The organism is Lactococcus sp. dk101 (assembly GCF_009601055.1).
GTDB lineage: Bacteria > Bacillota > Bacilli > Lactobacillales > Streptococcaceae > Lactococcus.
This window is the reverse complement of record NZ_WITI01000002.1, coordinates 85,140-110,486: the sequence shown is the minus strand read 5'-3', so window position 1 is coordinate 110,486 and position 25,347 is coordinate 85,140. Positions and strand designations below refer to the sequence as shown.

The 25,347-nt window shown below is 38.8% G+C and carries 21 protein-coding genes and 1 tRNA gene; 1 reads left to right on the top strand and 21 read right to left on the bottom strand.

What is annotated here, in order from left to right; translation table 11 throughout:
* The first annotated feature begins 88 nt into the window (after nucleotides 1-88).
* On the top strand, nucleotides 89-727 hold the full coding sequence (locus GHI45_RS02430) for an ATP-dependent Clp protease proteolytic subunit (RefSeq protein ID WP_147779128.1): 639 nt from the start codon (nucleotides 89-91) through the stop codon (nucleotides 725-727).
* Between the two features lie 45 nt (nucleotides 728-772).
* On the opposite strand, the gene GHI45_RS02425 is transcribed toward GHI45_RS02430, so the two are convergent.
* The 21 genes from GHI45_RS02425 to GHI45_RS02325 all read right to left on the bottom strand — a co-directional run bounded on the left by GHI45_RS02425 (nucleotide 773) and on the right by GHI45_RS02325 (nucleotide 25,321).
* On the bottom strand, nucleotides 773-4,198 hold the full coding sequence (locus GHI45_RS02425) for a pyruvate carboxylase (RefSeq protein WP_147778907.1): 3,426 nt from the start codon (nucleotides 4,196-4,198) through the stop codon (nucleotides 773-775).
* Nucleotides 4,199-4,395: 197 nt separating this feature from the next.
* Nucleotides 4,396-5,655 carry an FtsW/RodA/SpoVE family cell cycle protein gene (locus tag GHI45_RS02420; protein ID WP_147778906.1) on the bottom strand — a complete coding sequence of 420 codons (1,260 nt, stop codon included), beginning with the start codon at nucleotides 5,653-5,655 and terminating at the stop codon, nucleotides 4,396-4,398.
* A 96-nt stretch (nucleotides 5,656-5,751) separates the two neighbouring features.
* Nucleotides 5,752-5,898: a 50S ribosomal protein L33 gene (gene rpmG, locus GHI45_RS02415; RefSeq protein WP_147778905.1), complete on the bottom strand. Its 147-nt coding sequence runs from the start codon at nucleotides 5,896-5,898 to the stop codon at nucleotides 5,752-5,754.
* Between the two features lie 77 nt (nucleotides 5,899-5,975).
* Entirely contained in the window at nucleotides 5,976-6,569 is a 594-nt protein-coding gene (gene coaE, locus GHI45_RS02410; protein ID WP_147778904.1) for a dephospho-CoA kinase, read from the bottom strand.
* Between the two features lie 199 nt (nucleotides 6,570-6,768).
* Nucleotides 6,769-9,132, bottom strand: coding sequence for a formate C-acetyltransferase (gene pflB / locus GHI45_RS02405; protein ID WP_147778903.1), 2,364 nt, complete (start codon nucleotides 9,130-9,132; stop codon nucleotides 6,769-6,771).
* A 188-nt stretch (nucleotides 9,133-9,320) separates the two neighbouring features.
* Entirely contained in the window at nucleotides 9,321-10,238 is a 918-nt protein-coding gene (locus GHI45_RS02400; protein WP_187230039.1) for a magnesium transporter CorA family protein, read from the bottom strand.
* 160 nt (nucleotides 10,239-10,398) lie between these two features.
* On the bottom strand, nucleotides 10,399-11,727 hold the full coding sequence (gene eno / locus GHI45_RS02395; protein WP_147778902.1) for a phosphopyruvate hydratase: 1,329 nt from the start codon (nucleotides 11,725-11,727) through the stop codon (nucleotides 10,399-10,401).
* Nucleotides 11,728-11,938: 211 nt separating this feature from the next.
* Nucleotides 11,939-12,700, bottom strand: coding sequence for a (S)-acetoin forming diacetyl reductase (locus GHI45_RS02390; protein ID WP_147778901.1), 762 nt, complete (start codon nucleotides 12,698-12,700; stop codon nucleotides 11,939-11,941).
* A gap of 186 nt (nucleotides 12,701-12,886) precedes the next feature.
* Nucleotides 12,887-13,444, bottom strand: coding sequence for a ribosome hibernation-promoting factor, HPF/YfiA family (gene hpf, locus GHI45_RS02385; protein WP_147778900.1), 558 nt, complete (start codon nucleotides 13,442-13,444; stop codon nucleotides 12,887-12,889).
* 228 nt (nucleotides 13,445-13,672) lie between these two features.
* Complete coding sequence (locus tag GHI45_RS02380; RefSeq protein WP_147778899.1) at nucleotides 13,673-16,123, bottom strand: ATP-dependent Clp protease ATP-binding subunit; 2,451 nt, start codon at nucleotides 16,121-16,123, stop codon at nucleotides 13,673-13,675.
* Complete coding sequence (locus tag GHI45_RS02375; RefSeq protein WP_147778898.1) at nucleotides 16,113-16,571, bottom strand: CtsR family transcriptional regulator; 459 nt, start codon at nucleotides 16,569-16,571, stop codon at nucleotides 16,113-16,115. Before GHI45_RS02375 ends, GHI45_RS02380 begins: the two co-directional genes overlap by 11 nt.
* Before the next feature lie 141 nt (nucleotides 16,572-16,712).
* On the bottom strand, nucleotides 16,713-16,868 hold the full coding sequence (locus tag GHI45_RS02370; RefSeq protein ID WP_153497385.1) for a hypothetical protein: 156 nt from the start codon (nucleotides 16,866-16,868) through the stop codon (nucleotides 16,713-16,715).
* Nucleotides 16,865-17,305, bottom strand: coding sequence for a hypothetical protein (locus GHI45_RS02365; RefSeq protein ID WP_147778897.1), 441 nt, complete (start codon nucleotides 17,303-17,305; stop codon nucleotides 16,865-16,867). The genes GHI45_RS02370 and GHI45_RS02365 overlap by 4 nt, the downstream gene beginning before the upstream one ends.
* 275 nt (nucleotides 17,306-17,580) lie before the next feature.
* The gene (gene greA, locus GHI45_RS02360; RefSeq protein WP_147778896.1) at nucleotides 17,581-18,054 is read right to left on the bottom strand and encodes a transcription elongation factor GreA; all 474 of its coding nucleotides are present in this window, start codon (nucleotides 18,052-18,054) and stop codon (nucleotides 17,581-17,583) included.
* Between the two features lie 27 nt (nucleotides 18,055-18,081).
* Nucleotides 18,082-19,674, bottom strand: a complete 1,593-nt coding sequence (mltG, locus tag GHI45_RS02355; RefSeq protein ID WP_147778895.1) for an endolytic transglycosylase MltG — start codon at nucleotides 19,672-19,674, stop codon at nucleotides 18,082-18,084.
* 202 nt (nucleotides 19,675-19,876) lie between these two features.
* Nucleotides 19,877-20,428: a DNA-directed RNA polymerase subunit delta gene (rpoE, locus tag GHI45_RS02350; RefSeq protein WP_147778894.1), complete on the bottom strand. Its 552-nt coding sequence runs from the start codon at nucleotides 20,426-20,428 to the stop codon at nucleotides 19,877-19,879.
* A gap of 123 nt (nucleotides 20,429-20,551) precedes the next feature.
* Nucleotides 20,552-21,064: an adenine phosphoribosyltransferase gene (locus GHI45_RS02345; protein ID WP_147778893.1), complete on the bottom strand. Its 513-nt coding sequence runs from the start codon at nucleotides 21,062-21,064 to the stop codon at nucleotides 20,552-20,554.
* Nucleotides 21,065-21,156: 92 nt separating this feature from the next.
* The gene (recJ, locus tag GHI45_RS02340; RefSeq protein WP_147778892.1) at nucleotides 21,157-23,388 is read right to left on the bottom strand and encodes a single-stranded-DNA-specific exonuclease RecJ; all 2,232 of its coding nucleotides are present in this window, start codon (nucleotides 23,386-23,388) and stop codon (nucleotides 21,157-21,159) included.
* 25 nt (nucleotides 23,389-23,413) lie between these two features.
* Nucleotides 23,414-24,106 (bottom strand): SDR family oxidoreductase, encoded by a 693-nt coding sequence (locus GHI45_RS02335; protein WP_147778891.1) that lies wholly within the window; start codon nucleotides 24,104-24,106, stop codon nucleotides 23,414-23,416.
* Nucleotides 24,099-25,022, bottom strand: a complete 924-nt coding sequence (gene rnz, locus GHI45_RS02330; protein WP_147778890.1) for a ribonuclease Z — start codon at nucleotides 25,020-25,022, stop codon at nucleotides 24,099-24,101. Before rnz ends, GHI45_RS02335 begins: the two co-directional genes overlap by 8 nt.
* A 227-nt stretch (nucleotides 25,023-25,249) precedes the next feature.
* A tRNA-Arg gene (locus GHI45_RS02325) sits at nucleotides 25,250-25,321 on the bottom strand.
* Nucleotides 25,322-25,347 lie beyond the last annotated feature (26 nt).

Sequence of the window (25,347 nt, the reverse complement as noted above, 5' to 3'; positions counted from 1 at the left end):
GAAGACTCAGTTTTTGAGTTCCTCAGCTTATAACAAAAACGAAAGGAACATCGGTTTCTATTGACCGGTGGACTTTATTAAACTTCGTATGTCTCGGCATACGAAAGAAAAAAGTCAGGAGACACTTATGGGTTACTTAGTTCCAACAGTTATTGAACAATCATCACGAGGCGAACGCGCTTATGATATTTACTCTCGTCTTTTGAAAGACCGCATCATCATGTTGACAGGTCCTGTTGAAGACGGTATGGCAAATAGCGTTATCGCACAACTTCTCTTCCTTGATGCACAAGACAACACAAAAGACATTTATCTTTACATTAACAGTCCTGGTGGATCAGTTTCTGCTGGTCTTGCGATTGTTGATACCATGAATTTCATCAAATCAGATGTTCAAACCATCGTTATGGGAATGGCTGCTTCAATGGGGACAATCATTGCTTCATCTGGTACCAAAGGCAAACGTTTCATGTTGCCAAATGCGGAATACCTGATTCACCAACCAATGGGCGGTGCTGGTCAAGGCGTTCAACAAACAGACATGTCTATCATTGCTGACCACTTGGTTCGCACACGTGACACGCTTGAAAAAATCCTTGCCGATAACTCTGGCAAATCAATCAAGCAAGTCCACAAAGACGCCGAACGTGACCACTGGATGTCAGCGAAAGAAACATTGGACTATGGTTTCATTGACGAAATCATGGAAAACAATTCATTAAAATGATTTTAAAATAAAAAAAATCTGTCAGAGCTGACAGATTTTTTTGTTTTATTCCATTTCAATTAACAAATCTTTGGTTTGAATTGCTTCGCCTTTAACCACGTGAATATCAATGATTTCACCTGCAAATGGCGCTTCAATACTGGTTTCCATTTTCATGGCTTCAGTGACCATCAAGGCTTGACCTTTTTTAACTTTGTCACCTTTCTTAACCAATACTTCAAGAACAGAACCTGGCATGGTTGCACCGATATGATGTGCATTGCCAGTTTCAGCCTTGCGTTTGGCAACCACTTGCGTCTTCACTGACTTGTCATTGATGACAACTTCACGACGTTGGCCATTCAAGTTAAAGAACAAGACACGGTTTCCTGATAAATCAGCTTCCCCGATTTCATCAAGACGAATGCTCAATGTTTTACCTTTTTCAATCTTCACTTCAATCTTTTCGCCCAAACGCATGCCGTAGAAATAGGTTGGTGTATCAAGTAAAGTGACAGCACCGAATTCACGTTGTATTTTTTGATAATCCAAGAAAACTTGTGGATACATAAGATAGCTGATAACTTCATGGTCAGCTGGTTCGTAACCGATTTTTTCTGCTAATTCTTTCTTGACAAGCTCAAAATCAACCGGTGCTGCATGCAAACCTGGTCTGTCAGTAATGACAGTTTTATCTTTAACGATAATCTTTTGCAATGCTTCAGGGAAACCGCCAACAGGTTGTCCCAAATCACCACGGAAGAAGGAAACAACAGACTCTGGGAAGTTTAATTCCATGCCTTGTTCGTAAACATCTGCTTCTGTTAAGTCATTTTGAACCATGAACAAAGCCATATCACCGATAACTTTAGAACTTGGCGTTACTTTGATAATATCACCAAACATCATGTTGACTGTTCGATAAACTTTTTTGATTTCATCAAAACGGTCGCCCAATCCAACAGCTGTGGCTTGAGATTTCAAGTTGGTGTATTGACCACCAGGCATTTCATGCGTATAAACTTCAGTCGATGGGCTTGTAATCCCCCCTTCGAAAGCAGCATAATATTTACGTGTATCTTCCCAATAATGGTCAATTTCTTCAGCGTTTTTCACATTGATTTGTGCATGACGTTTTCCGTGTTCCAATGCATAAACAATGGATTGCATTGACGGTTGAGAAGTCCCACCTGCAAGACTTGCACTGGCAACATCAATAATGTCCACGCCAGCTTGAGTCGCACCAGAATACGTAATAATTCCGTTTCCTGACGTATCATGTGTATGAAGATGAATTGGCATATCCACAGTGTCTTTAAGTTCAGATACTAAACGATAAGCTGCTTGAGGTTTCAACAAACCAGCCATGTCTTTGATTGCCAAAATATGCGCACCGGTAGCTTGCATTTCTTTAGCCAAATCTTTATAATATTTCAAATCATATTTAGCACGCGTAGGGTCGAGAATATCACCAGTATAACAAATGGTGGCTTCTGCAATTTTACCTGCATCACGCACTGCTTGAATTGATTTTTCCATTTGTGGCAACCAGTTCAGGCTGTCGAAAATACGGAAGACGTCAATTCCTTCACGGCTAGCAATTCGGATAAATTCTTCCAATACATTGTCTGGATAATTTTGATAACCGACTGCATTTGAGCCACGGAAAAGCATTTGGAACATGGTGTTTGGCATCAATTTACGTAATTGCCGCAGACGGTACCATGGCGATTCATTCAAGAAACGGTATGAAACATCAAATGTTGCTCCACCCCACATTTCAGCTGAGAATAAATCAGGCAAGCCTTGATCAATGCCGCTGGCAATAGCTTTCATGTCTTGAGTACGTAAACGTGTTGCAAGCAATGATTGGTGTGCATCCCGCAAGGTCGTATCTGTCAGCAAGACATTTTTCGTCTGTTTCACATAGTCAACAACAGCATCGGCACCCTTGGTATCCAAAATATTCTTGGTCGTCAAAATCTTCTTGTCAGCGCTGACCAATTCCAGATGAGGTTGTCTTGGTGTTTCAAAGTATTTCTTTTCTGGATCTTCAATTCCTGGGAAGCCATTGACGGTAATATTCGCCAAATAATGCAATGTTTTTGTTCCACGATTGCGCAAACGAGGGAAATTAAACAAGGTTGGTGTGTTATCGATAAAGGTTGTTGTTGCTAAACCGCTTGTGAACTGTTCATCATTGACCACATTGATCAAGAATGGAATATTGGTTTTGACCCCACGAATACGGAATTCATGAAGGACACGGCTCATCTTACGCACACTATCGCTGAAAGTAGGTGCAAAAGTACAAACTTTAACCAACAATGAGTCAAAGTAAGGTGTTACTTCATAACCAGCGTAGGCATTCCCGACGTCCAAACGGACACCATTACCACCTGGTGAACGATAAGTGTTAATCTTACCTGTATCAGGCAAGAAGCCGTTCTCTGGGTCTTCTGTGGTAATACGGCATTGAATAGCTGAACCCTTAATTGTAATTTCGTCTTGCTGTGGAAGTCCGATTTCTTTATGCAAATCTTTTCCTTGTGCAACCAAAATTTGTGTTTGAACAATATCAACACCCGTAATCAATTCAGTAATGGTGTGTTCAACTTGGACACGAGGGTTAACTTCGATAAAGTAAAAGTCATTGCCTTTCACGAGAAATTCTACAGTTCCTGCATTGACGTATTCAACGTTTTTACACAATTTAACGGCCGCATCACAAATTTGTTTACGAAGTTCAAGGTCAAGTCCAACAGCAGGGGCAATTTCAATAACCTTTTGGTTACGACGTTGGACAGAACAGTCACGCTCGAACAAATGCAAAATATTTCCGTGCTTGTCCCCCATGATTTGAACTTCGATATGTTTAGGATTTTCAATGTATTTTTCTACATAAATTTCGCCAGAACCAAAAGCACCAATGGCTTCGGATTTGGCACGAGCATAGCCATCACGCAATTCGTCATCATTACGTGCGACACGCATCCCACGACCGCCGCCACCAAGCGCAGCTTTAATCATGACAGGATAGCCATAAGTTTGAGCAAATTCATAAGCGCCATCGACATCAACGGCACCATGTGTCCCTGGAATTCCTGGAACACCTGCTTCGTCAGCCGCAGCTTTGGCTTTGATTTTATCTCCGAAAATGTCCAAATGATGTAATTCAGGTCCGATGAAAGTCAGACCAGCCTCACGTACTTTTGTTGCAAATTCAAGATTTTCTGAAAGAAGACCATAACCTGGGTGAATGGCGTCTGCCCCACAAGCCAAGGCAACTTTGATGATACCTTCAATGTCTAAGTAGGCTTCGATTGGTTTTTTTCCTTCCCCAATCATGTAAGACTCATCTGCTTTAAAGCGATGAACAGAGTATTCATCTTCTTTTGCATAAATAGCAACGGTTGCTAAACCAAGTTCATTGGCTGCACGAAAAACACGGATTGCGATTTCGCCACGATTTGCAACTAATAGTTTTTTCATTCTAAAGCTCCTTTTTCTACTTTAATTCTTCATTATTCAACTAACAATAACTAAGTAAATAAGCATCTATATACAATAGAATCTCATTTTCCTATACTATATAATAATATCATGATTAAATAAAAATTGCTCGCATGGCTAACCAATTCTAAGCATTTCAACAATAAAAAAAGAAAGGCCGTAAAAACAGCATTTCTTTAATTTTCTAAATCACTTTCTTGAATATAATGACTTGACAACTCACTAATTTCACGTCGTTTTTCATCCGCTGAAATGTTCAAAGCAAAGGCAATCCCTATCGATAATACAAGGAAGGAAGAGCCCCCTTGAGAGACAAACGGGAAGGTAACCCCTGTTTCAGGAATAACACCAATCGCTCCACCGACATTGACCAAAACCTGCAAAAGTAAGAGTGAGGCAACGCCAATGGCAATCAGGGAATTAAATGGATCTTTTGCACGAACCGCAACCATCAAAATTCGACCAATCAAGAAGAACAGAATACCAAGAACAAGAATGCCTCCAATAATTCCTAACTCTTCAACAATAATTGGAAAAATGAAGTCGGTTGATGCTTCTGGCAAGAAGCCATTCTTTTGGACTGAATTACCCAAACCACGTCCTAACCAGCCACCATTTGCAATCGCATAGTAAGAATTGGCCAATTGGTGTCCCGAATTTGCTAAGTCAACAAAAGGATCTACAAAAGCAATGAAACGTTTGTTCGCATAAGCAAAAGGAAGCGAACTTGGAATAATTTTTCCACCTACAACAAACAACAAGCCTAAAAAGGCGACAAAGATGGTTAAAAACACTTTTCCATAGCCACTAAACCAACGCCAAGAAATCCCACTTGCACCAATCATAATCAAAGCAATAAAGAGCATGATTGCGGTATTCCCAATATCTGGCATAATCAATTCAATCAGGATCAAACTTAGAACTGGTAAACGCCATCCACCGATGATTTTTTGTGAAAATGAGCTTCCTTTAAAGAGTTCATGAACATCATTCTTCTCAATTTCTTCTTGTTTTGCCGAAAAAACCGTTGCTAGATACCAAACCAAGAAAATTTTAGCAATTTCCGCAGGTTGAATGGTCCCAAAACCAGGAATATGAATCCAACCTCTAGCCCCATTGACAGGAGCTGTCAGTGCCACTGAAGAAGGCAATAACCGACACATCAACATGGCTAATAAAAGAACAATAAAGACAAAACTCAAGATTTTTTGATTTTTCAGCGTCTTTAATTTCATTCGATAGACGATACCCAACATGACAAAACTCAGCAGGATAAAGATACTTTGGTTAATGACCCCTGTATAAGGAGAAAGACCGCGTTGGAGTTGATAAGGGACGGATGTTGAAAACACCATAATAATTCCGATGAAAGCAAGTAAGACATAAGGTACAAGTATCGAATAATTTAAAAAACTATTTTTATTTATATTTTTCATTTTATTTATTATATCATTTGTAAGCCGAAAATAAAATAAAAGGACCAAATAAAGTTCTTCTATTCCCTATCGCACTCACTTTAAAAAGCACTTTCTTTATTCTTCTTTATGTAAAGTAACCATTCTTTCCTTTGGGCAAAATTTCATTGTTTCGACCTTTTCTGGATGATTGGCTTTATTTTTGCTACTAATATAATTTTTTTGGCCGCATGAAGTGCAGCGCAAAGTAATTTTAACTCTCATTTCAATGGCTCCGTTGCTATAAAATCAGGCCACAATAAAAAAGCGACAAACTTTCTATTTAGGCTTTGATTTTTTGATTATAATGACTGAAGGTAGGCTTTCACAATCTCGCGTGTTGCTTCAATCTCGCCTGAACTATCAATCACACGCGTTGCCAGTTGCATTTTTTGATCAAGCGGCATCTGTGCTGCTATTCTGGCCAATGCTTCTTCTCGTGTCAGATGATCTCTTGCAATCAGGCGTTCAATTTGCGTTTCTTTATCGACTGCGACAAGCCAGACCTCATCAAAGCCATCATAAGCTTGTTCAAAAAGCAAAGGAATATCCATAAAAATCGGTTGATTGTCTGTTGCTTGCTGTAAAAGGGCATCACGTTCTTTATAAAGTTCTTCACGAATGATTTGATTTTGAAGCCCAGCTAATTTTTCTCTCGCTTCTGAATCTGAAAAAATCAGTTGTCCCAATTTCGCACGATTCAACTGCTGTTCCTCATCAAAAAAGTCCGCGCCAAATGTGTCAGCAATCATTCGATTGAGACGACCATTTGGTGCTTGTAACCTTCTGACAAGCTTGTCAGCATCAATGACAGCATAACCTAAAGAAATCAAAAAATCAACAACAGTTGATTTGCCACTGGCGATACCGCCTGTTATTCCAATCACTTTTTTCATAACTCTATTATACCAAAATACCAACGATTTGGTATTTTGGGGTCGAGTGCTGGCACGAGACGACTTTAATGATTTTACGAAGCAAATTCCTTATACCACCGTTAGTGCAAGCAGCAGAAAACTTTTATTTTCCTGTATTATTTTCTGTCAGCTCTGACAAACAAAAAAACCTTCCTGATGGAAGGTTTTAATTTTATCATTAGATATTTGAAGTGTGCATTACTTCGTCATCGTCTTGTGAAAGAACTTCGTGGAAGACACGTGAAGTCAATTCTTGTTTTTGTTCAGGTGTAAGGTATTTAGTGTTAACACAGTATCCAGAGATACGAACGATAACATCTTCACCAGCCATAATTTTAGCGTAAACATCTTTAAGGTCCATAACGTTCAAGTTAACGTGTTGTCCAGCAAAGTCTGTACCAGAAATCAAAGCACCTGGAGTGAAGTATCCATCAAGAATGTGTACCAAGTTTTCAACTTGTTCGTCACGTGTTTTACCAAGTGCGCGTGGAGAAACTTGAGTTGTCAATGAGATACCGTCATTTGCGTCTTTAAATTCCAATTTAGCAAGTGAACGAAGGTTTTGCAACCATCCACCTTTAGCCTTGTTAGATGGGTTAGCACCTGGGCTGAAGAATTCAAGTTTAGATTTGTTAACTGTACCATCTTCGTTGAGGAATACACCTTTGTGAACTGGAGAGTTACCAGTTTGTTTAGAGTATGCAACGTTTGAAGTGATTGTCAAAAGTGATACAGTAGCTTCAGCGTCTTTGTAAAGTTTGTGTGAAGCAAGTTTAGAGTGATACATCTTCATAACAAGTTTAGCGATGTCATCAACACGGTCATCATCTTCACCATAACGTGGGAAGTCACCTTCTACTTCATAATCGTAAACATAGCCATTTTCGTCACGGATTGTTTTAACTTTAGCATATTTGATTGCTGAAAGTGAGTCAACAGTATTTGCGAAGCCACAGATACCAAATCCCATGTTAATTCCGACGCGTGTTGGCAAGAATGCCATTTGAACAGCTTCGTAGTTATATTTATCAGTCATGTAGTGAATGATATTCATTGCATCAACATAAGTATCTGTCAACCAGTTCAATGATTTATCAAAGTTTTCCATAACTTCATCGTATTCAAGGTATTCAGATGTGATGCCATCAATATCAAATACTTTAAAGTCTTTATGAACATCGTCATATCCACCATTGATACCAGTCAACATTGCTTTAAGCACGTTTACGCGGGCACCGAAGAATTGGATGTTGTGACGTGCATTTTCTGATTCTGGATCAAGAGGAGATACACAACATGAGATACATGACATTTCGCCGTAACCGTCTTTAGCCATTGTGTCAACACCTTCATATTGGATTGAAGAGTGTTTGTGTGACATAGACATTGCATAACGTTTGAATGAGTATGGCAATTTAGATGACCACAAAACAGTCAAGTTTGGTTCTGGAGCGTTACCGATTGTATCAAGTGTGTTCAAGAAACGGTAATCCATCTTAGTTACACGGTGACGTCCGTCGTTACCCATACCAGCCATAGAAGTTGTGATGAATGTTGGGTCACCAGAATAAAGTTCGTCGTATGCAGCAGCACGAGCGAATTTCATTGTACGAAGTTTCAAGACAAAATCATCAACGAATTCTTGAAGTTCTTGTTCAGTGAATGTTCCGTTTGCAAGGTCACGTTCAGCATAAATATCAAGAACGATTGGCACACGTCCGAGGGAAGTTGCAGCACCATTGATGACACGACATACAGCCATGTATGCAATGTTAACCCATTGGATAGCTTCTTTAGTGTTCATGGCTGGACGTGTAACATCAAGACCATACAATTTACCGAAGTTAACAACTTGTTGCAATGCTTCGTATTGCATGTTGATTTCTTCTTTAAGACGGATGTTTTCGTCATTGATTTCAGTGATTGCATCCCATTCACGCGCTTTTTCTTTCATCAAGAAATCAGCACCATACAATGCCAAACGTGCGTAAACACCAACGATACGTCCACGTGAGTAAGCATCTGGCAAACCAGTTACTGTGTGAGCGTGACGAGCTTTACGGATACCTGAAGTGTAAGCACGGAAGATACCATCATTAACAGATGTCATTGTTTGTGACAAAACATTGTGCAATGCTGGGTCAACTGAAAGTCCGTGCTCAACCAAGATTTTTTCTGCAACACGAAGTCCACCTTTAGGCATGAAGTTCAAACGGAAAAGTTCTTTGTTTTGTAAACCATAAATCAATTCAAGATCTTTATCGTTAGCATCAACGTAGCCTGCAGGAATTTTATCGACTGAAGCAACAACATCTGTATCAAATGGAAAGCCTACTTCTTCGTAGTGAGCTTTAGTGTCTTCAATGATTTTTTTAACTTTAAGTGTACGTTCTGTTGGTCCTGCGAGGAAACTTTCGTCTCCATCGTAAGGTTTGTAGTTTGCTTGTACGAAACGTGAAACGCTGGCTTTATCACGCCAATCCATTCCTTTAAAACCGTCCCAAGCTTGTTCGAATAATTCTGATGTTACTTCAGTTTTCATTTTGAAAATCTCCTTTGATTTCAACATCTGAACTTCTGTTTCAGATTATGGTTTAATTATATCATACAGTTTTACGATTTCAAGCTAAAAATGGGGGGTAAAAGCACTTTCTTTACTAGTACAGTTGCTCGTATTTTATTATCTGTTATATATTTTTGTGAAATTTTTAAACCAAACTAAAAAGAACATCAAATCATGTCCTTTTTATGTAACATCCAAGTGATTAAAGTGCAAATCAAAATCATCAATCCCAAAATTAACCAGAGCATATATTTATAATCTTGAAAAGCAATCGGGACATTCATGCCGTAAATCCCTGAAATAACTGCTGGAATACCAAGAACAAAAGTTGCAGAAGTCATAATTTTCATGACAATATTCAAATTATTGCTGACGATATTTGAGAACAAATCATGCAGATTTTCCAGTAATTTCAGTTGAATTTTGGTTTCTGTGTAGGCCTGATCCATTTCGACATAGACATCATAAATGCGATCTGCAAAGCCATCCTCATCTTCTTCACGCAGATAATGAATGAACTTTTGAATGACATCCAAGTTATTGTCGATAGCATCTTCAAAATAAATCAGACTTGCCTGAATTGCAATCATGTCAACGATTTGATCATTTTTCGTTGAATTTTTTATCCCAACTTCTAATTTTTTCCGTCGTTCACGAAAATCTTTCAAATAATCATGATAAGTGTGGGTCATTTGATACATGATTTGAAACACAAGCTGGTGCTTATATCTTTTCAAGTCATAAACACGATCAAACAAGATTTTTTTGTCAAATTCATGATTTAAAGCCAAGACCACATTTTCATTAGTTGTCCAAACTAATGAATAAGGAAACGTTTCGACTTCTCCTTCTTCTGATAGTGACGGATATTGAAGCAAAATCAGGTTATTATCATTTTCATCTGTTTCGAATCGGGCATTTTCATAATCATCTAAAATCCCTCCCAAATAATCAAAGGGAAATTTAAAATGCTCTGAAACTTCGCCAATTTCTTCGCGATTTGGATTTAAAACGTAAGTAAAATTTTTCATCTCATCTGAAGAGACGAGTTTTTTGTTTTCGGAAAGTTCATAGTTTTTGATCATTGGTCTATCGCTTACTTTCTTGTCATTTTTATTTATTATACCACACTTCCGACCAAGAGATTTTTTCCTTATGACTTCTGCAGTAAAAAAGTTCATCAGTCGATACTTTTGTTTTAGGAAACAAAAAAAGCCTCTAAAAAGAGACTTTTTTCACATTCAATTAGTCAACAAATTTGTTGTTTGGAATGTTGTAGAATGATGCAAGACCTTTGTATTGTCCAACTTCAGCCAATTGATCTTCGATACGGAGCAATTGGTTGTATTTAGCGATACGGTCTGTACGTGACAATGAACCAGTTTTGATTTGGCCAGCGTTAGTTGCAACAGCGATGTCAGCGATTGTAGCATCTTCTGTTTCACCTGAACGGTGAGAAACGATAGCTGTGAAGCCAGCTTCTTTAGCCATTTCGATTGCTTCAAATGTTTCTGTCAAAGTACCGATTTGGTTAACTTTGATCAAGATAGCGTTTGTAGCACCAAGTTTGATACCTTTAGCAAGGTAGTCAGTGTTTGTTACGAAGAAGTCGTCACCAACAAGTTGAACTTTGTCGCCAAGTTCTGCAGTGAATTTAACCCATCCGTCCCAGTCGTTTTCGTCAAGACCGTCTTCGATTGAGATGATTGGATATTTAGCAACCAATTCTTTGTAGTAGTTGATCATATCTTCTTCTGTACGGAGTTCCCATTCAGATTCAGGTTTACCAGCTAATTTACCGAATTCGTACAAACCAGTTTCTTTGTTGTAGAATTCTGATGAAGCAGCGTCCATAGCGAAGACGATATCTTTACCAGCAACATAACCAGCTTTTTCGATAGCTTCAAGGATAACATCGAAACCTTCATCGTTAGATTTAAGGTCAGGAGCAAATCCACCTTCGTCACCAACGGCAGTAGAGTAACCTTTTGATTTCAAAACTGAAGCCAAAGCGTGGAATACTTCTGCACCGTAACGAAGTGCTTCTTTGAATGTAGGAGCACCGATAGGCATGATCATGAATTCTTGGAAGTCGATTGAGTTAGCAGCATGTGAACCACCATTGATGATGTTCATCATTGGAGTTGGCAATACTTTAGCGTTAAATCCGCCAAGGTAGTTGTAAAGTGGAACACCAAGTTCGTCAGCAGCAGCACGAGCAGCACCGATAGAAACACCAAGAATAGCGTTTGCACCAAGTTTTGCTTTTGTAGGTGTGCCGTCCAATGCGATCATCGCACGGTCGATTGCTTGTTGGTCTGTAACTTCATAACCGATGATAGCTTCAGCGATAATGTTGTTTACGTTGTCAACAGCTTTTTGAACACCTTTTCCGCCGTAGCGTGATTTGTCTCCGTCACGAAGTTCAACAGCTTCGTGTTCACCAGTAGAAGCACCTGAAGGTACCATACCGCGACCGAATCCACCGTCTTCAGTGTAAACTTCAACTTCAAGTGTTGGGTTACCGCGTGAGTCAAGGACTTCACGAGCGTAAATATCAGTAATAATTGACATTTGTGTCTCCTTATTATTTTAAGTGCATCGCACTCTTAATACGCTTTAATTTTACTATTTTTTTACTTTTTTTTCAAGTGAGAATTGTGACAATCTCAAAGTTCACAAGGTTTTACGCTTACATTCACTTACTTGTAGTTTATAAATTAAAAAAAGATGATTTCCTCATCTTCTTTTAATTATTATTTATTTATTATTAGAATTCTAAAAATTAGTGGAATTGCATTCCGCCATCGACGATAATGGTTTGACCTGTAATATAATCTGAATCTTTACTTGCAAGGAAGCCAACGACATTTGCTACATCTTCAGGTTCTGACAAACGTTTCATTGCAATATCTTTTGCAAATGTGTTCATGCCCCATTCGTCATCTTTACCGGCATTTTTACCGACTTGGTGAGCAATATCAAACATCATTGGTGTTTTTACGATACCAGGTGCATAAGCATTAACTGTAATCCCTTCTTCAGCAAGGTCACGCGCAGCGATTTGAGTCATCCCACGAACTGCGAATTTTGATGAAGAATAAAGCATCAAATTAGGGTTCCCAACGACTCCAGCTTGCGATGTTGCATTGATAATTTTTCCACCGTGTCCGAGTTTACGGAAAGCTGCAGTTGCAGTTTGAGTTCCCCATAAAATACCACCAACGTTAATGTTGTAAACTTTGTGGAAAAGTTCAGGTGTAATTGTTTCGATTGGTGTTGTTGGAGCAACACCAGCATTGTTTACCATGACATTCAAATCACCGAATTTTTCGATGACAGCATCAATTGCTGCGATAACTTGTTCACGGTCAGAAACATCTGCTTTAAGCGCAATTGCATTTTCACCTAAAGTGCTTGCTGCTTTTTTTGCTGTTTCTTCGTTGTAATCAACGATTGCAACCTTAAATCCATCATTATAAAGACGTGTGGCGATTGCAAAACCAATTCCTTGACCTGCACCTGTTACTACTGCTACTTTAGACATAAAGTATCTCCTTTTATGAGTAAAAAGATTTTTCATCTTTTTATAATTTAATCTGCATACGCTAACATTGTTTGTGATAACACAAACTTTATTAGACACTTTCATTTTACGCTTAGTTTTTTTGATTGTCAAAAATTTGTTATGAAAAAACAAAAAAAATTGAGCAGGGCTCAATTTTTTATTTTATTATCTTGTTTCAATCACTCCGAAACGCCCGTCTTCACGGCGATAGACAACATTTGTTCCATCAGTTTCGGCATCAGTAAAGACATAGAAATCATGTCCTAGCATTTCCATTTGAAGGACTGCTTCTTCAGCATCCATTGGTTTAAGTGCAACATGTTTGGTGCGGACGATGTGAACGCCTGCATCTTCGATTTCTTCACTTACTTCCAATGGTGCAAATTCATCAGTGAAAATTTTTGAAGTAGGTACACTGTTTCTTGGGCGACGATTTGTACGTGTTTTATATTTACGAATTTGACGTTCGAGCTTTTCTTCAACAAAGTCAATCGATGCATACATGTCTTCTGAAGTATCTTCAGCACGGAGCGTCACATTTTTTGCAGGAATTGTGACTTCGACTTTTGCCCGTTTTTCAGTATAAACCTTCAAATTAACGTAGGCTGTCACTTCATGGCCGTCATTGAAATACTTATCCAATTTGCTGATTTTTCCCTCAACGTATGAACGGATTGCATCAGTTACTTCGACATTTTCACCACGAATATTAAATTTGAACATAAAATGCACCAATGTAGTACCAGAAATATTCTTATTATCATTTAACTTTAATCAATTTATCGCCGATTTCTTATTTTTACGAGCAATATTTTGGTCGAGTTGAATAATAAACCTTACTTGATTGTGCGTTAGAACTTTAAAGGAGTTCTGTTCAAGTAATCTTCTAACACTTCTAGAACCACCCTTTCTTTATTTCTAATTAAATTATAACATGAAACCGTTTTTATCTCAAATATTATGTGTAATTCTAATTTTTTTATTAGAGACACCTACTGAAACTTGATCACCGCGCTTGATTTGGCCAGTCAAAAGTAACTCTGATAGCTCATCTTCAATCTCACGTTGAATGGCTTTACGCAAGGGTCTAGCACCATAAGCAGGATCAAAACCAATCTGTGCAATCAGTTGAATTGCTGCAGGTGTGAGTTTTATCATAATCTCTTGTTCTGCAAGACGATTTATGAGAGATTTACTCATAATTTTCACAACTTGATGGATTTCATTTTCTGTTAAAGCATGGAAAACGATGGTTTCATCAATTCGGTTGAGAAATTCTGGGCGATAATGCAATTTTAATTCTTCAATGACTCTTGATTTCATTGCTTTGTAATCACTGACAGCTGATTTCGCTCCAAATCCAACGGTTTTGTCATCACGTAAAGCAGTGGCTCCCAGATTTGAGGTCATAATAATAATGGTATTCCTGAAATCGACTTTACGGCCTTTTGTATCTGTCACGAAACCATCATCAAGGATTTGCAACATGATATTAAAGACGTCAGGATGGGCTTTTTCGACCTCATCAAGCAAGACAACAGAATAAGGATGATTGCGCACACGTTCGGTCAACTGGCCGCCTTCATCGTAGCCCACATATCCTGGAGGAGCTCCGATTAAACGAGAGGTCGAGAATTTTTCCATGTATTCGCTCATGTCAATCCGTATCATGTTGTCCTCGCTCCCAAAGACACTCTCAGCAAGTGCTTTAGCGAGTTCGGTCTTACCGACACCAGTTGGACCTAAGAACATGAATGAACCCATTGGACGACGGCTGTCAGCAATGCCAGATCGGGCCCGACGGATTGAACGTGAAACCGCTGAAATGGCCTCCTCTTGCCCGATAACGCGCTTGTGAAGCTCTGTTTCGAGTTTAATCAGGCGTTCGCTTTCTGTCTTGGTCATTTGTTTGACAGGAATTCCTGTCAGGTTGCTAACAACATTGGTTACTGCTTCTGCGGTAACTTCTTGTTTTTTCGCTGTTGTCAATGAAAAGTGAGCAATTTTTTCTGTCAGCGCTGACAGTTCTTCTTCAACTTCTCTTGCCTTTTGGATATTCAATTCTGTCAATTCTTCGGTCAGCTTTTTCTCAAGATTTTGTGCTTGTCGCTCAAGTTCAACCCGTTTGGATTGATTATTTTTTGAGGAAATTTTAACCGCTGCGGCAGCTTCATCAAGCAAATCAATCGATTTGTCAGGCAATCTGCGACTTGGCATGTAGCGAATGCTTAATTTAACTGCTTGTTCAATGGCCGACTTTGTGAAAACGACATCGTGATAGCTTTCGAATTTTTCTTTTAAGCCTGTCAAAATGGCAATAGCGTCTGCTTCTGTAGGTTCGTCAACGTTGACACGCGCAAAACGACGTTCTAATGCTTCATCTTTTTCAATGTATTTTTGATATTCATGGTAAGTCGTTGCACCAATCAGTTGGAAACTGCCACGTGCCAATGCAGGCTTCAAGATGTTTGACGCATCTGTGACCGAGTCCATTCCGCCACCTGCGCCCACAATCGTGTGTAGTTCATCGACAAAAACGATGACATTTTCGGCTTGACTTACTTCATCGACAATGGCTGTCAAGCGATCCTCAAATTCACCACGGAACTTGGTGCCTGCAACGACTGCTGCCATGTTCAAGGACATGATACGTGTATTGATCAAGCCTACAGGCACATTGCCTTGGGCAATCCGTGTTGCCAGTCCTTCAATAATGGCTGTTTTTCCGACACCTGGTTCGCCAACTAAGACCGGATTGTTTTTTGTCCGACGGCTTAAAATATGAACCAAACGTTCGATTTCATTTTCACGTCCAATCATTGGATCTAATTTGCCCAAACGTGCTGCTTGTGTCAAATTGACAGAAACGGTATCCAGGGTTGGTGTGGTTGAGTTTTCGTCAATTGCGTGAGTCAAATCGCGTTTTGACATTGGAGTAACAGCTTTTTTCGCTTTCGGTGCTTTAAGCTGTGTTCTCTTTTTCAAATCTTCACGGATATTTTTGAGTGAGATTTTTTGCAATTTTAAAAGTTGAATGGCTGAGCCTTGATCATCTTGCAAAAGCGCAAAGAGAAGGTGTTCTGAGCCAATCAGTTCCGAATTATTCTGTTGTGCCAAGCGGTTCGCAAAATCTAAAATGTCTTGCACACGTGGTGCCAAAACGATTGCATTCTTCTTCACTTTGATTTGGCTTGAATATTCTTCCAAGTCCAAAAACATATCTTCCGCGTCAACATTAAAACTGGCAAGTGTTGTATAAGCAATCGAGGCTGGAATTTCAGCCATGGCAGTCAATAAATGACCACTTTCAAGCGTTGCAAAGTGAGTTTGATAGGCGATGTCTTTCGCTCTGGCAAAAATACGTGAGGCTACTTCGGTTAGTTGATATTCCTTATCTGTCATCTTCTTCGTCCCTGTCTAATCTTTGAATGATATTTTTCATCATTTGGCTTCTTAACATTGGAGTGATTGCTTCGTCAGTAATGACAAGTAAAAGGAGATTTCCTTCACGTTCTGTCAGTACTTTTTCATCGAACATCAACTGAATGATGTCTTGAGCAATCCTTGCCGTAAGGCTTACCGGCATTTTGTGATATAAATCGAGCAAGAACTCATGACGCGCAGAATAATGATACTTGACGATTTTGATATAGCCACCGCCGCCACGCTTTGATTCAACATCAAAGCCTTTTGAGCTTGTAAATCGCGTCTTAATCACATAGTTGATTTGCGAAGGAACCACATCAAATTGATTGGCTAAATCCACCCGCTTAATTTCTATTTCTGGCTCATCTTCTAGGAGCTTTCTTAAATAGGCTTCAATAATATCTGAGGTATTTGGTGTTGTCATTTCTGCTCCCTTTCTTTCTTTGACCTTTATTGACTATTATATTATTTTATCCTTTCAGATACAAGTATCACAGACTTATGCTCCGTTTTTGGCAAGAAAAAAAGCCCTCTTCATTTCTGAAAAGATGGGCTTATTTTTAAATTATTGATTATTTTGAACGGCTTGTTCAGCTTTAGTTTTTGTAGCTTCAACATCTGATAAGGCTTGTGAGAGTTCACTGTTTTTAGCAGTAAGGTCTGCGACCTGTTTTTTATAGTCAGTAATTTGATTGTTTAAGTCTGCAATCTGTGATGTCAATTGATTAGTTTTAGAAACTTCGTTGTTGTATGCTGTTTGTGCGTGCTCAACTCTTGATTTTTAGAACTAATTGTTGTATTGAGGTTATTGATTTCAGTGATTTTAGCATTGATTTCAGAAATTTTGGCATCAATTTCAGATTGTTTACTAGCGACTGAATTTTGTTTATCTGCGATTGCGTTATCTCTATCTGTAATTGCGTTTTGTTTCTCAATTTTCAACTGATCAATTTGTTGATTCAAACTCGTAATTTGATTTGAGTATGAAGTTGCATTTGAAGTAGCAGTACTTAAACTGTTTTGTAAAGTTTTAATCGAATCATTTTTAGTTTGAATTCTGCTGCTCAATGTATCAATATCTCTATTGATTGTTTCAATGTTGGCGTGACCTGCCCACATATTGTCCGCAAGGGCTTTGGCTCCTACCCCACTACCCAAGAGGACGACTGCAGCTGCTGTGATTACGATTTTCTTTTTTAAATCTATTTCTTTTTTCCTATGTTGTTCTATAATTTTTATATTGCTTTTTCAGCAACTAGAATAGTCTATCATATTTTTTTATTAAATAAAAGTATCAAGCATTGAATGTAAATGAAATAAATTATTTTATACATACTTATATTAAATTATTAAAACAACGAAATAATTGCAACGAAAAATATACAAAAAAAAGCCTCTATTAAGAGACTTATTCATTTTATGTATAAAATAATTTATTCAACACCAACGATTGTAACTTTCATTTCACCAACTGGAAGAGGAATTACGACTGTTTCACCAATCTTGCGTCCGATAAGTGAACGGGCGATTGGAGACTCATTTGAAATTTTACCTGTGAATGGATCTGCTTCTGCAGTCCCTACAATCGTGTAAGTTTCAGTGTCTTTTTCGCCGATTTCTTGGAAAGTAACTGTTTTTCCAAGAGAAACTTCATCTTTGGCAACAGAGGCACTATCAACGATTTCAGCATAGCGAATCATTGTTTCAACTGTAGAAACACGCCCTTCGATAAAAGCTTGTTCGTCTTTTGCTGCCTCGTATTCAGAGTTTTCTGAGAGGTCACCGTAGCCACGAGCAATTTTGATGCGTTCGATTACTTCGGGACGTTTCACAAGTTTGAGGTTTTCAAGTTCTTGTTCCAATTTTGCAAGACCGTCAGCGGTCATTTGAAAAGTTTTTTCTACCATTTTTATGTTAATCCTTTTTTTACTTTTTTATTTACTCAATTTACTGTTCACATATTTTTGAACATTTACATTTTGTTCTGCCAATGTCTTAGCAAAATAAACTTTGCCCGTTGTCACATCAGCGACAAAATAATAATAGGCATTCGTTGTTGGCTCAAGGACAGCTTTGATTGATGACAAGCTTGGATTGTCAATAGGACCCGGGCCATAGCCTTGATACATGTAAGTATTGTATGGCGAATTGAGCGACGTATTGATCGAGGCATCTTCTGCCAAAGTCGTCGTTGTTCCCAATTTTCCTTCAGCATACAAGACTGTCGTATTTGAATCCAAGGTCATGCCAGCCGCAATACGATTGTTAAACGTGCCAGCCACATTTCTTCTGTCATCGTCATTATTTGCTTCTTTTTCAACGATTGCTGCCAAACTTAGCACTTCATTAACAGTCTTATGACTGGTTGCAATTTGTGCATAGTAAGGGGTAAGCTGTGTATTCATGGCTTGAATCATACTTGCTGCTATCGTTTCTGCGGTTGAGCTCTTCGTATATTCGTAAGTAGCTGGGAAGAGGTAACCCTCAAGCTGATACTTAACGCCAGAAGCCTTTGTTGGAAGTGATTTGAAGAGATCAGGGTACAAGGCTGCCATTTTAGAAATAAAGGTTGGATCTTGTACGACTTTCAAAAATTCAGCTTCTGTAAATGGCGTTTTGCCATTTTTCACTGCAGAATTGACAGTCACTTGCTTGGCAATCTGAGCCAAGGTATAGCCTTCTGGAATCGTAATTTTTCCTAAAGAAGGAGCAACAGGTTTAGCCGTTCCACCTTTTTGAAGCTCCGTTGCAATGCTTGAGAGTGTCATATTAGGAGACAAGTTGTAGTAACCAGATTTAAAGCCGGTATAGTTTTTAAATTTTGTATAATACTGGAAAATCATGCCATTTTTGATAATGTTATCTTTTTCCAAGATTGTACCAATCTGTTTACTACTTGCACCAGCTGGAATATTGATTGCTTTGACTGTGGTATCTTTTGTATTCAGCGGTTGAAGTCCCGTTTGCACAAAATTATAACCGTACCAGCCCGTAGCTCCAGCAGTCAAAATCAAGACAATGACAATAACAGCAATAATTCTACCTGCTGTATTTTTTTGTTTCTTGTCTTTTTTCTTATTCTTCTTTTTGTTGTTTTGGGATTTTTTACTGGATTTGCGTTTTGGCTTCACTTCATCGTCCTCTTCGTCCTCCTTGTCAGCACTGACAGCACTTCTTGAATAATGAGTTGGCTCACTGATATCAGTAAGTTCGCCCGTTTCTTCAAGTCGGTCACGGAGTGTTGATTTTTGTTCAAAGCTCTTACGATCAAAATGATAGGGTTCATTTGATGCCTGTAAAAAATCGTGTTTCGTTATATTTTCATCTTCTTTTTGTGAAGATTTTTGAAAATCAAATGTGGGTTTTGTTTCTTCTTCTGACGAAAAACTCTGTGCGAAATTTTCTGACTTTAACTCTCTTTGAGTACTTTGTTCAGGTCTTTTCCCTTCGTTTCCTTCTTCAAGTTGACGTAGGATTTTTTCCTTAAAGCTCTCTCTTGAAAATTCAGTAGTTTCTTTTTCAACCAAATTTCTTCTCCTTAGAATTCTGAACACGTGGTTCATTGATTTACTGCATTTGCTTTGAACAAAATCCCCCAAAATCAGTCCAAAACTTTTCATAAAACGAAAGCAAACGAAGCGCTAAGTTAACGCTTTTCTTTATTTGCTCACGCCCAATACACATGAAATATTCATAAAAGTGAGGACGCATGCCTCACTTTTATCAACTTTAGTCTTCGTCGTCGATGTCGTCTTCGTCGTCATCTTCAACTTCAATGTCAACATCATCTTCAACATTGTCCAATTCGACTTCTTTAAGTTCCGCATCATATGCTTCAACTTCATCTTTTTCATCGTCTGGATTTTCGTCATAAATGATTTCGTCTTCAGCTTCAGCGTCGCCACTTTCGTCTTCAGGATCGATTTCATCTTCGATACCAAAGGCGTTGACTTTGCTACGTTTTTTGATTGGTGCTTCGTCTTCGTCGTCGATTTCGTCAAGTGCAATCACTTCTTCATCGATTTCGTCAATGGCGTACCATGAACGAAGTGCCCAAATGTTATTTCCAAGTGGGATAAAGCTGCCGTCAGTATTCATTTCTGTATAAAAACGAGTAATGTTTGCTTTAATCTCATCATCTGATTTTTGTAAATAATCTTGAACGGCATTCAAAATTTCAGCAAAAGTTAATTGTTTCCCAGTTTGTTCCAAGATGGCGTGGGCGACTTCAATCATTGAAAGTTCTTCGATTTTTTGTCCTTCTAAGGCTGTAATTTTCAACTTCTAGCTCTCTTTCCGATTTCTCTTTATTGTAATATCTTATATCAATTTTTGCTCACTGTCAATATGTAAATGCTTTCCAGCAAGCTTTTTTTATGTTTTTCTTGAATTATTATTCAAAAATTAGTAGTGCATCAACACTTTATAGTCATAATCACCGATTTTTTGACGGCCATTAAGTTCGTCAAGTTCAATCAAGAAAGCACAACCTGCAACAATTCCGCCAAGTTTTTCAACCAATTCGATTGTAGCTTGAATTGTACCACCAGTTGCCAACAAATCGTCAACAATCAAAACACGTTGTCCTGGTTTGATGCTGTCAGCATGCATGGTCAAAGTATCTGTACCATATTCTTTTTCATATTCTGCTGAAATGACTTCACGTGGCAATTTCCCAGGTTTACGAACTGGCGCAAAACCAACACCAAGTGCAAAAGCAACAGGACAACCAATGATAAATCCACGTGCTTCAGGGCCTACGACCATATCAATTTGTTTATCACGGGCGTATTGAACAATTTCAGTAGCAGCATAATTATAAGCATTACCGTCAGCCATCAAAGGTGAAATATCACGAAAGACGATGCCTTCTTTAGGATAATCATTGATAGTTGCGATATAGTCTTTAAGTTCCATTTTTTTAATGTCAAAAATCCTTGTCCGCTTGTGCATGCCCTTTCTGACTCAGCTGCTTTTGCAGGGGTCCGAACTGGCAGTGCTGACAAGTTTTAATTTTCGACTTCTCCTTTTTTTAAAGTTTGATAAATTTCTTTGACTGGCGAAAGTGCAAACATTTCTTGACGTTTAACAAGTTTTTGCAATTCTTGAAAGATTTGACTTTCGGAAATTTCATGTTTTTCGGCTTGTTTATTGACTTTCATCAAACCGTCCTTGATTTCAACAAACTTTAATTCTTCAAAAATTTGAATCATTTTAATCAGTAAAATTTCGGGGATTTTCAGATAATCGGCAAGTTGTTTCAGCTTAAATCGAATGTCAAATTCGGGAAATTGATAAATAGACTTGTATAATTTAGCGAACTGGTCTCTTGTACCAGCTCCCGTCAGATAATAAGCCTTATCAATCTCGTTTTTGAAGTAAATCAGTTGAACTGATGGCTCCAAAATTGCCTTTGTCAGTACTGACATTCCTTCATCAGTGGTTGGAACTTCAGCTAAAACAAGCACTTCTTCTATTATATCATTTTTTACAGTATTATTTGCAAAAACAACTGCATTTTTTGGTAAATTTATTTTCCGACTTCGGATATCAATAAGTTCAACGCCATTTGCCTGTGCATCTTCAACCATCAACTGTAAACTGGTATTGCCATTCCAGGTGTTTGATGAAAGCGTCACAGCAAGTTGACTGTCTGTTTGTTCAAATTCGAGCTGTTCTGCCCCATGTCCAAAATACACGGCATCAACTGTTGTTTTGCCTTGTTTAATTTTGAGTTTCAAATGCGCATTGTCTTTGCCCATGCTTCGACTTTGAAGCACTTGAAAATCTTTAATTAGGAATTTCGGCTTGGCGTTATCCATTCCAAATGGGCCTAATTTCGCTAAGCCGTCAATGGTCGCCAAGGAGATGTCATCAAGTTGACAAGTTCCAGCTAGAAGCAACTCACTTTTACCTGACATATCAAGATTTTCTTGATCAATATAATCAATCATTGCCTTTTTAACAGCTTCAATCTTGTCCAGTTGAATGGTCATTCCTGCTGCTTGCTTGTGCCCACCAAAAGCAACAAATAAGTCGCGGTGCGCATCAAGGGCTTTGAAAATATTATAATTTTCAATTGATCGTGCAGAGCCGCGTAAAACATCACCTTCTTGAGCCAACATGACTACTGGCTTATGGATTTTTTCTAAGAGGCGTCCTGCCACGATACCAAGCACACCCTTGTGCCAATCTTCATGATACAAGATTTGAACAGGTTCATCAGTTAACATTTGACTGGCTTCTTCAAATATCCGCTCGACAATGGCTTTGCGTTCGGTATTTTTTTCATCAATCATCTGGGCAATTTGTGCTGCTTCGTCTTCGTCCCAGCCCGTCAATAATTCAATGGCTGGATTTGGGTCGTCCAAACGTCCTAAGGCATTTAGTCTGGGCGCAATTTGAAAGCCAACCGTTTCTTCAGTGATGTTTTCAAAATCACACCCTGCAATTCGCATCAATTCTTGCAAACCAGCCCGTTCTGTATTAGCCATTATTTTAAGACCATAGGATACTAAAACGCGGTTTTCATCTGTCAAGGACACCATATCGGCGATTGTACCAATGGCAACCAAATCAAGCATCTCTGTCGGTGCATAATCCAATAAGGCACAGGCCACTTTAAAAGCAACACCAACCCCTGCCAAATATTTGAAAGGATAAGTACTGTCCGGATGTTCTGGATGGACAATGGCCAAAGCCGGTGGTAAGACTGCTGGCAAACTATGATGGTCAGTAATGACAACATCAACACCTGCATTTTGAGCATAACTTACCGCCTCAAATCCAGCGACACCATTATCCACAGTAATAATCAAATCAATGTGTTCATTTTCAATGAAATATTTATACACATCAAGGTTTGGCCCATAGCCATCTGTAAAACGATTGGGCAAATAAACTTGAACTTCTGCTCCAAGCTCATCCAATGCCGTTTTCATGACTGAACTTGCTGTCATTCCATCTGCATCGTAATCGCCATAAATCAAAATCTTTTCATTTCGCTCAATCGCTTGTAAAATGCGTGCCACGGCTTTATCCATGTCATGGAGCAAGAAAGGATCATGTAAGTCTTCCAGATTGGGCTGTAAAAATCGCTGTAAACTGGCTTCATCCCGAATGCCTCTCGCCCACAAAAGCTGACTGGCTAACAGATCCAATTGAAACTTTTTGGTTAATTTTAGAAAATCTTCTGGAATGTCGATTTCATTCAATTTCCAGCTATAATTTGACTGTATCATGTTCTCCTTATCTCATTTCAATTTTTTATTTGAAATTAAAAAAATGGACGGCACAATAATCTACTACTGCAGGAACAAGGCTGCGGCATTTTGCAACAAGCGCCATTGTCCACGGTAAATTGATTTCGCGTTTCTTTTTTCCTATATTTTTTAAAATCGTTTGCGCCACTTTTTCTGCAGAAATGGCATTTTTGCCTACTTTGGCTAGATAGTCCACATTGTCTGCATGAAACTTGGTCGTGACTGGGCCAGTATTGACTGTCGTGACAATCAAATCAGGTCTCTCCATCCGTAAGGCGTCAGAAAAACTGATTAAAGCTGCTTTTGATGCCGCATAAACGGTGGATTTGGCACTCGGTATCTTACCTGCGATGGATGCTATATTGATGAGCTGAACCTGTGGATTGAAAAAGCGTAAGCATTGGATAGGAAATAAACTGTTCACTTCAAATTGCTGCTTAATTTCCTCATCTGTCAGTGCTGACAGAGGTTTAAAAGCACCAAATCCTGCATTGTTGATGAGAATATCCACGGTCATTTTTGGATGGGTCAAAAGTTCATCATTCGTCATCAAGCTGACATAATCCAAATGTCCATATTTTTCTGTCAGTGCTGACAGGTCGCGTGATAACAAGATAAGATGGTCATTTGGGAGCATTTCAATCAGTTGTGCTGCGATGTCTCCCGTAGCTCCAGTAATGGCAATTTTTCTAGTCAATTTTTTCCTCGTAAAAGTCTCTCACGACAAACGCGTTAGCATGAACTTCTTGTGCCTCTGTAGCCAGTTGATTGACCAAAGGCCTGACATATCTTGCACTGATATGAGTCAAGAGGAGGCGATTAACGCCTGCTTCTTTGGCCACATCAGCAGCTTGTTTTGATGTCGAATGTCCATGATTTCTAGCCATCTTGCTTTCTTTAGCTTCATAAGTCGCCTCATGAACCAATAAATTAGCCCCCCAAGCCAGTCTTACCGCGGCATTTGATTTTCTGGTATCCCCCAAAATGGTTACAATTTTACCAATTTTGTCTTGACCAATGAAATCTTTCGGATCAAAAATTTTGCCTTTATATTCGACAACTTGACCTTTTTTCACTTGTCCAAAGAGCGGGCCAAATGGAAGTCCTGCTTCTTTCAAGCCTTGTGCATCAAGCTCACCGACACGATTTTTTTCAACCACGCGGTAACCCAAACAAAAAATGGTGTGGTCAAGCGGTTCAGCATAGACTTCAAAACTATCGTCTTCGAAAATTTTACCGCCATTTTCCAATTCATGAAAAATAATCCGATAACCTAACTTTGAACCTGATAAGCGTAAACTTGTCATCACATAATTTTTCAATCCAACTGGGCCATACATTTCCAAGTCGGTCTGTTCCTCAGAAGACTGAAAACTCCGACTTGATAAAAAGCCAGGAAGTCCAAAAATATGGTCGCCATGCAAATGCGTAATGAATATTTTTTTAATCTTGCGTGGCTTAATCGTTGTATTTAAAATCTGGTGTTGTGTTGCCTCTCCGCAATCGAACAGCCAAATTTCATTTCGTTCATCAAGTAATTTCAAGGCAATCGCCTGCGTATTTCGACTTTTAGAGGGTTGTCCTGCGCCTGTGCCTAAAAATTGAATCTCCATATTTACCTCATCGTACTTCTACTTCTATCGTTCAATAAATCGGTTTTGATACTAGTTAACCTACTGCCTTGCGCTAGCGCAAGAAGTGGTTTGCGTAGGACGCAAACTTTAACTTATAAAGGATATATTAGAAGTTAAACAGTATGAAATTAAAAAGACATTGCGAAAATTCACAATATCCGATTTATTTTTGTGGTGTTTTTTTTGCAAATAAAACCTTGCAAGCATGCGTCCGGAGGGAATCGAACCCCCATCGCAAGAACCGGAATCTCGCGTGATATCCATTACACTACGGACGCTTAATCAACTTCTCTATTTTACAGGA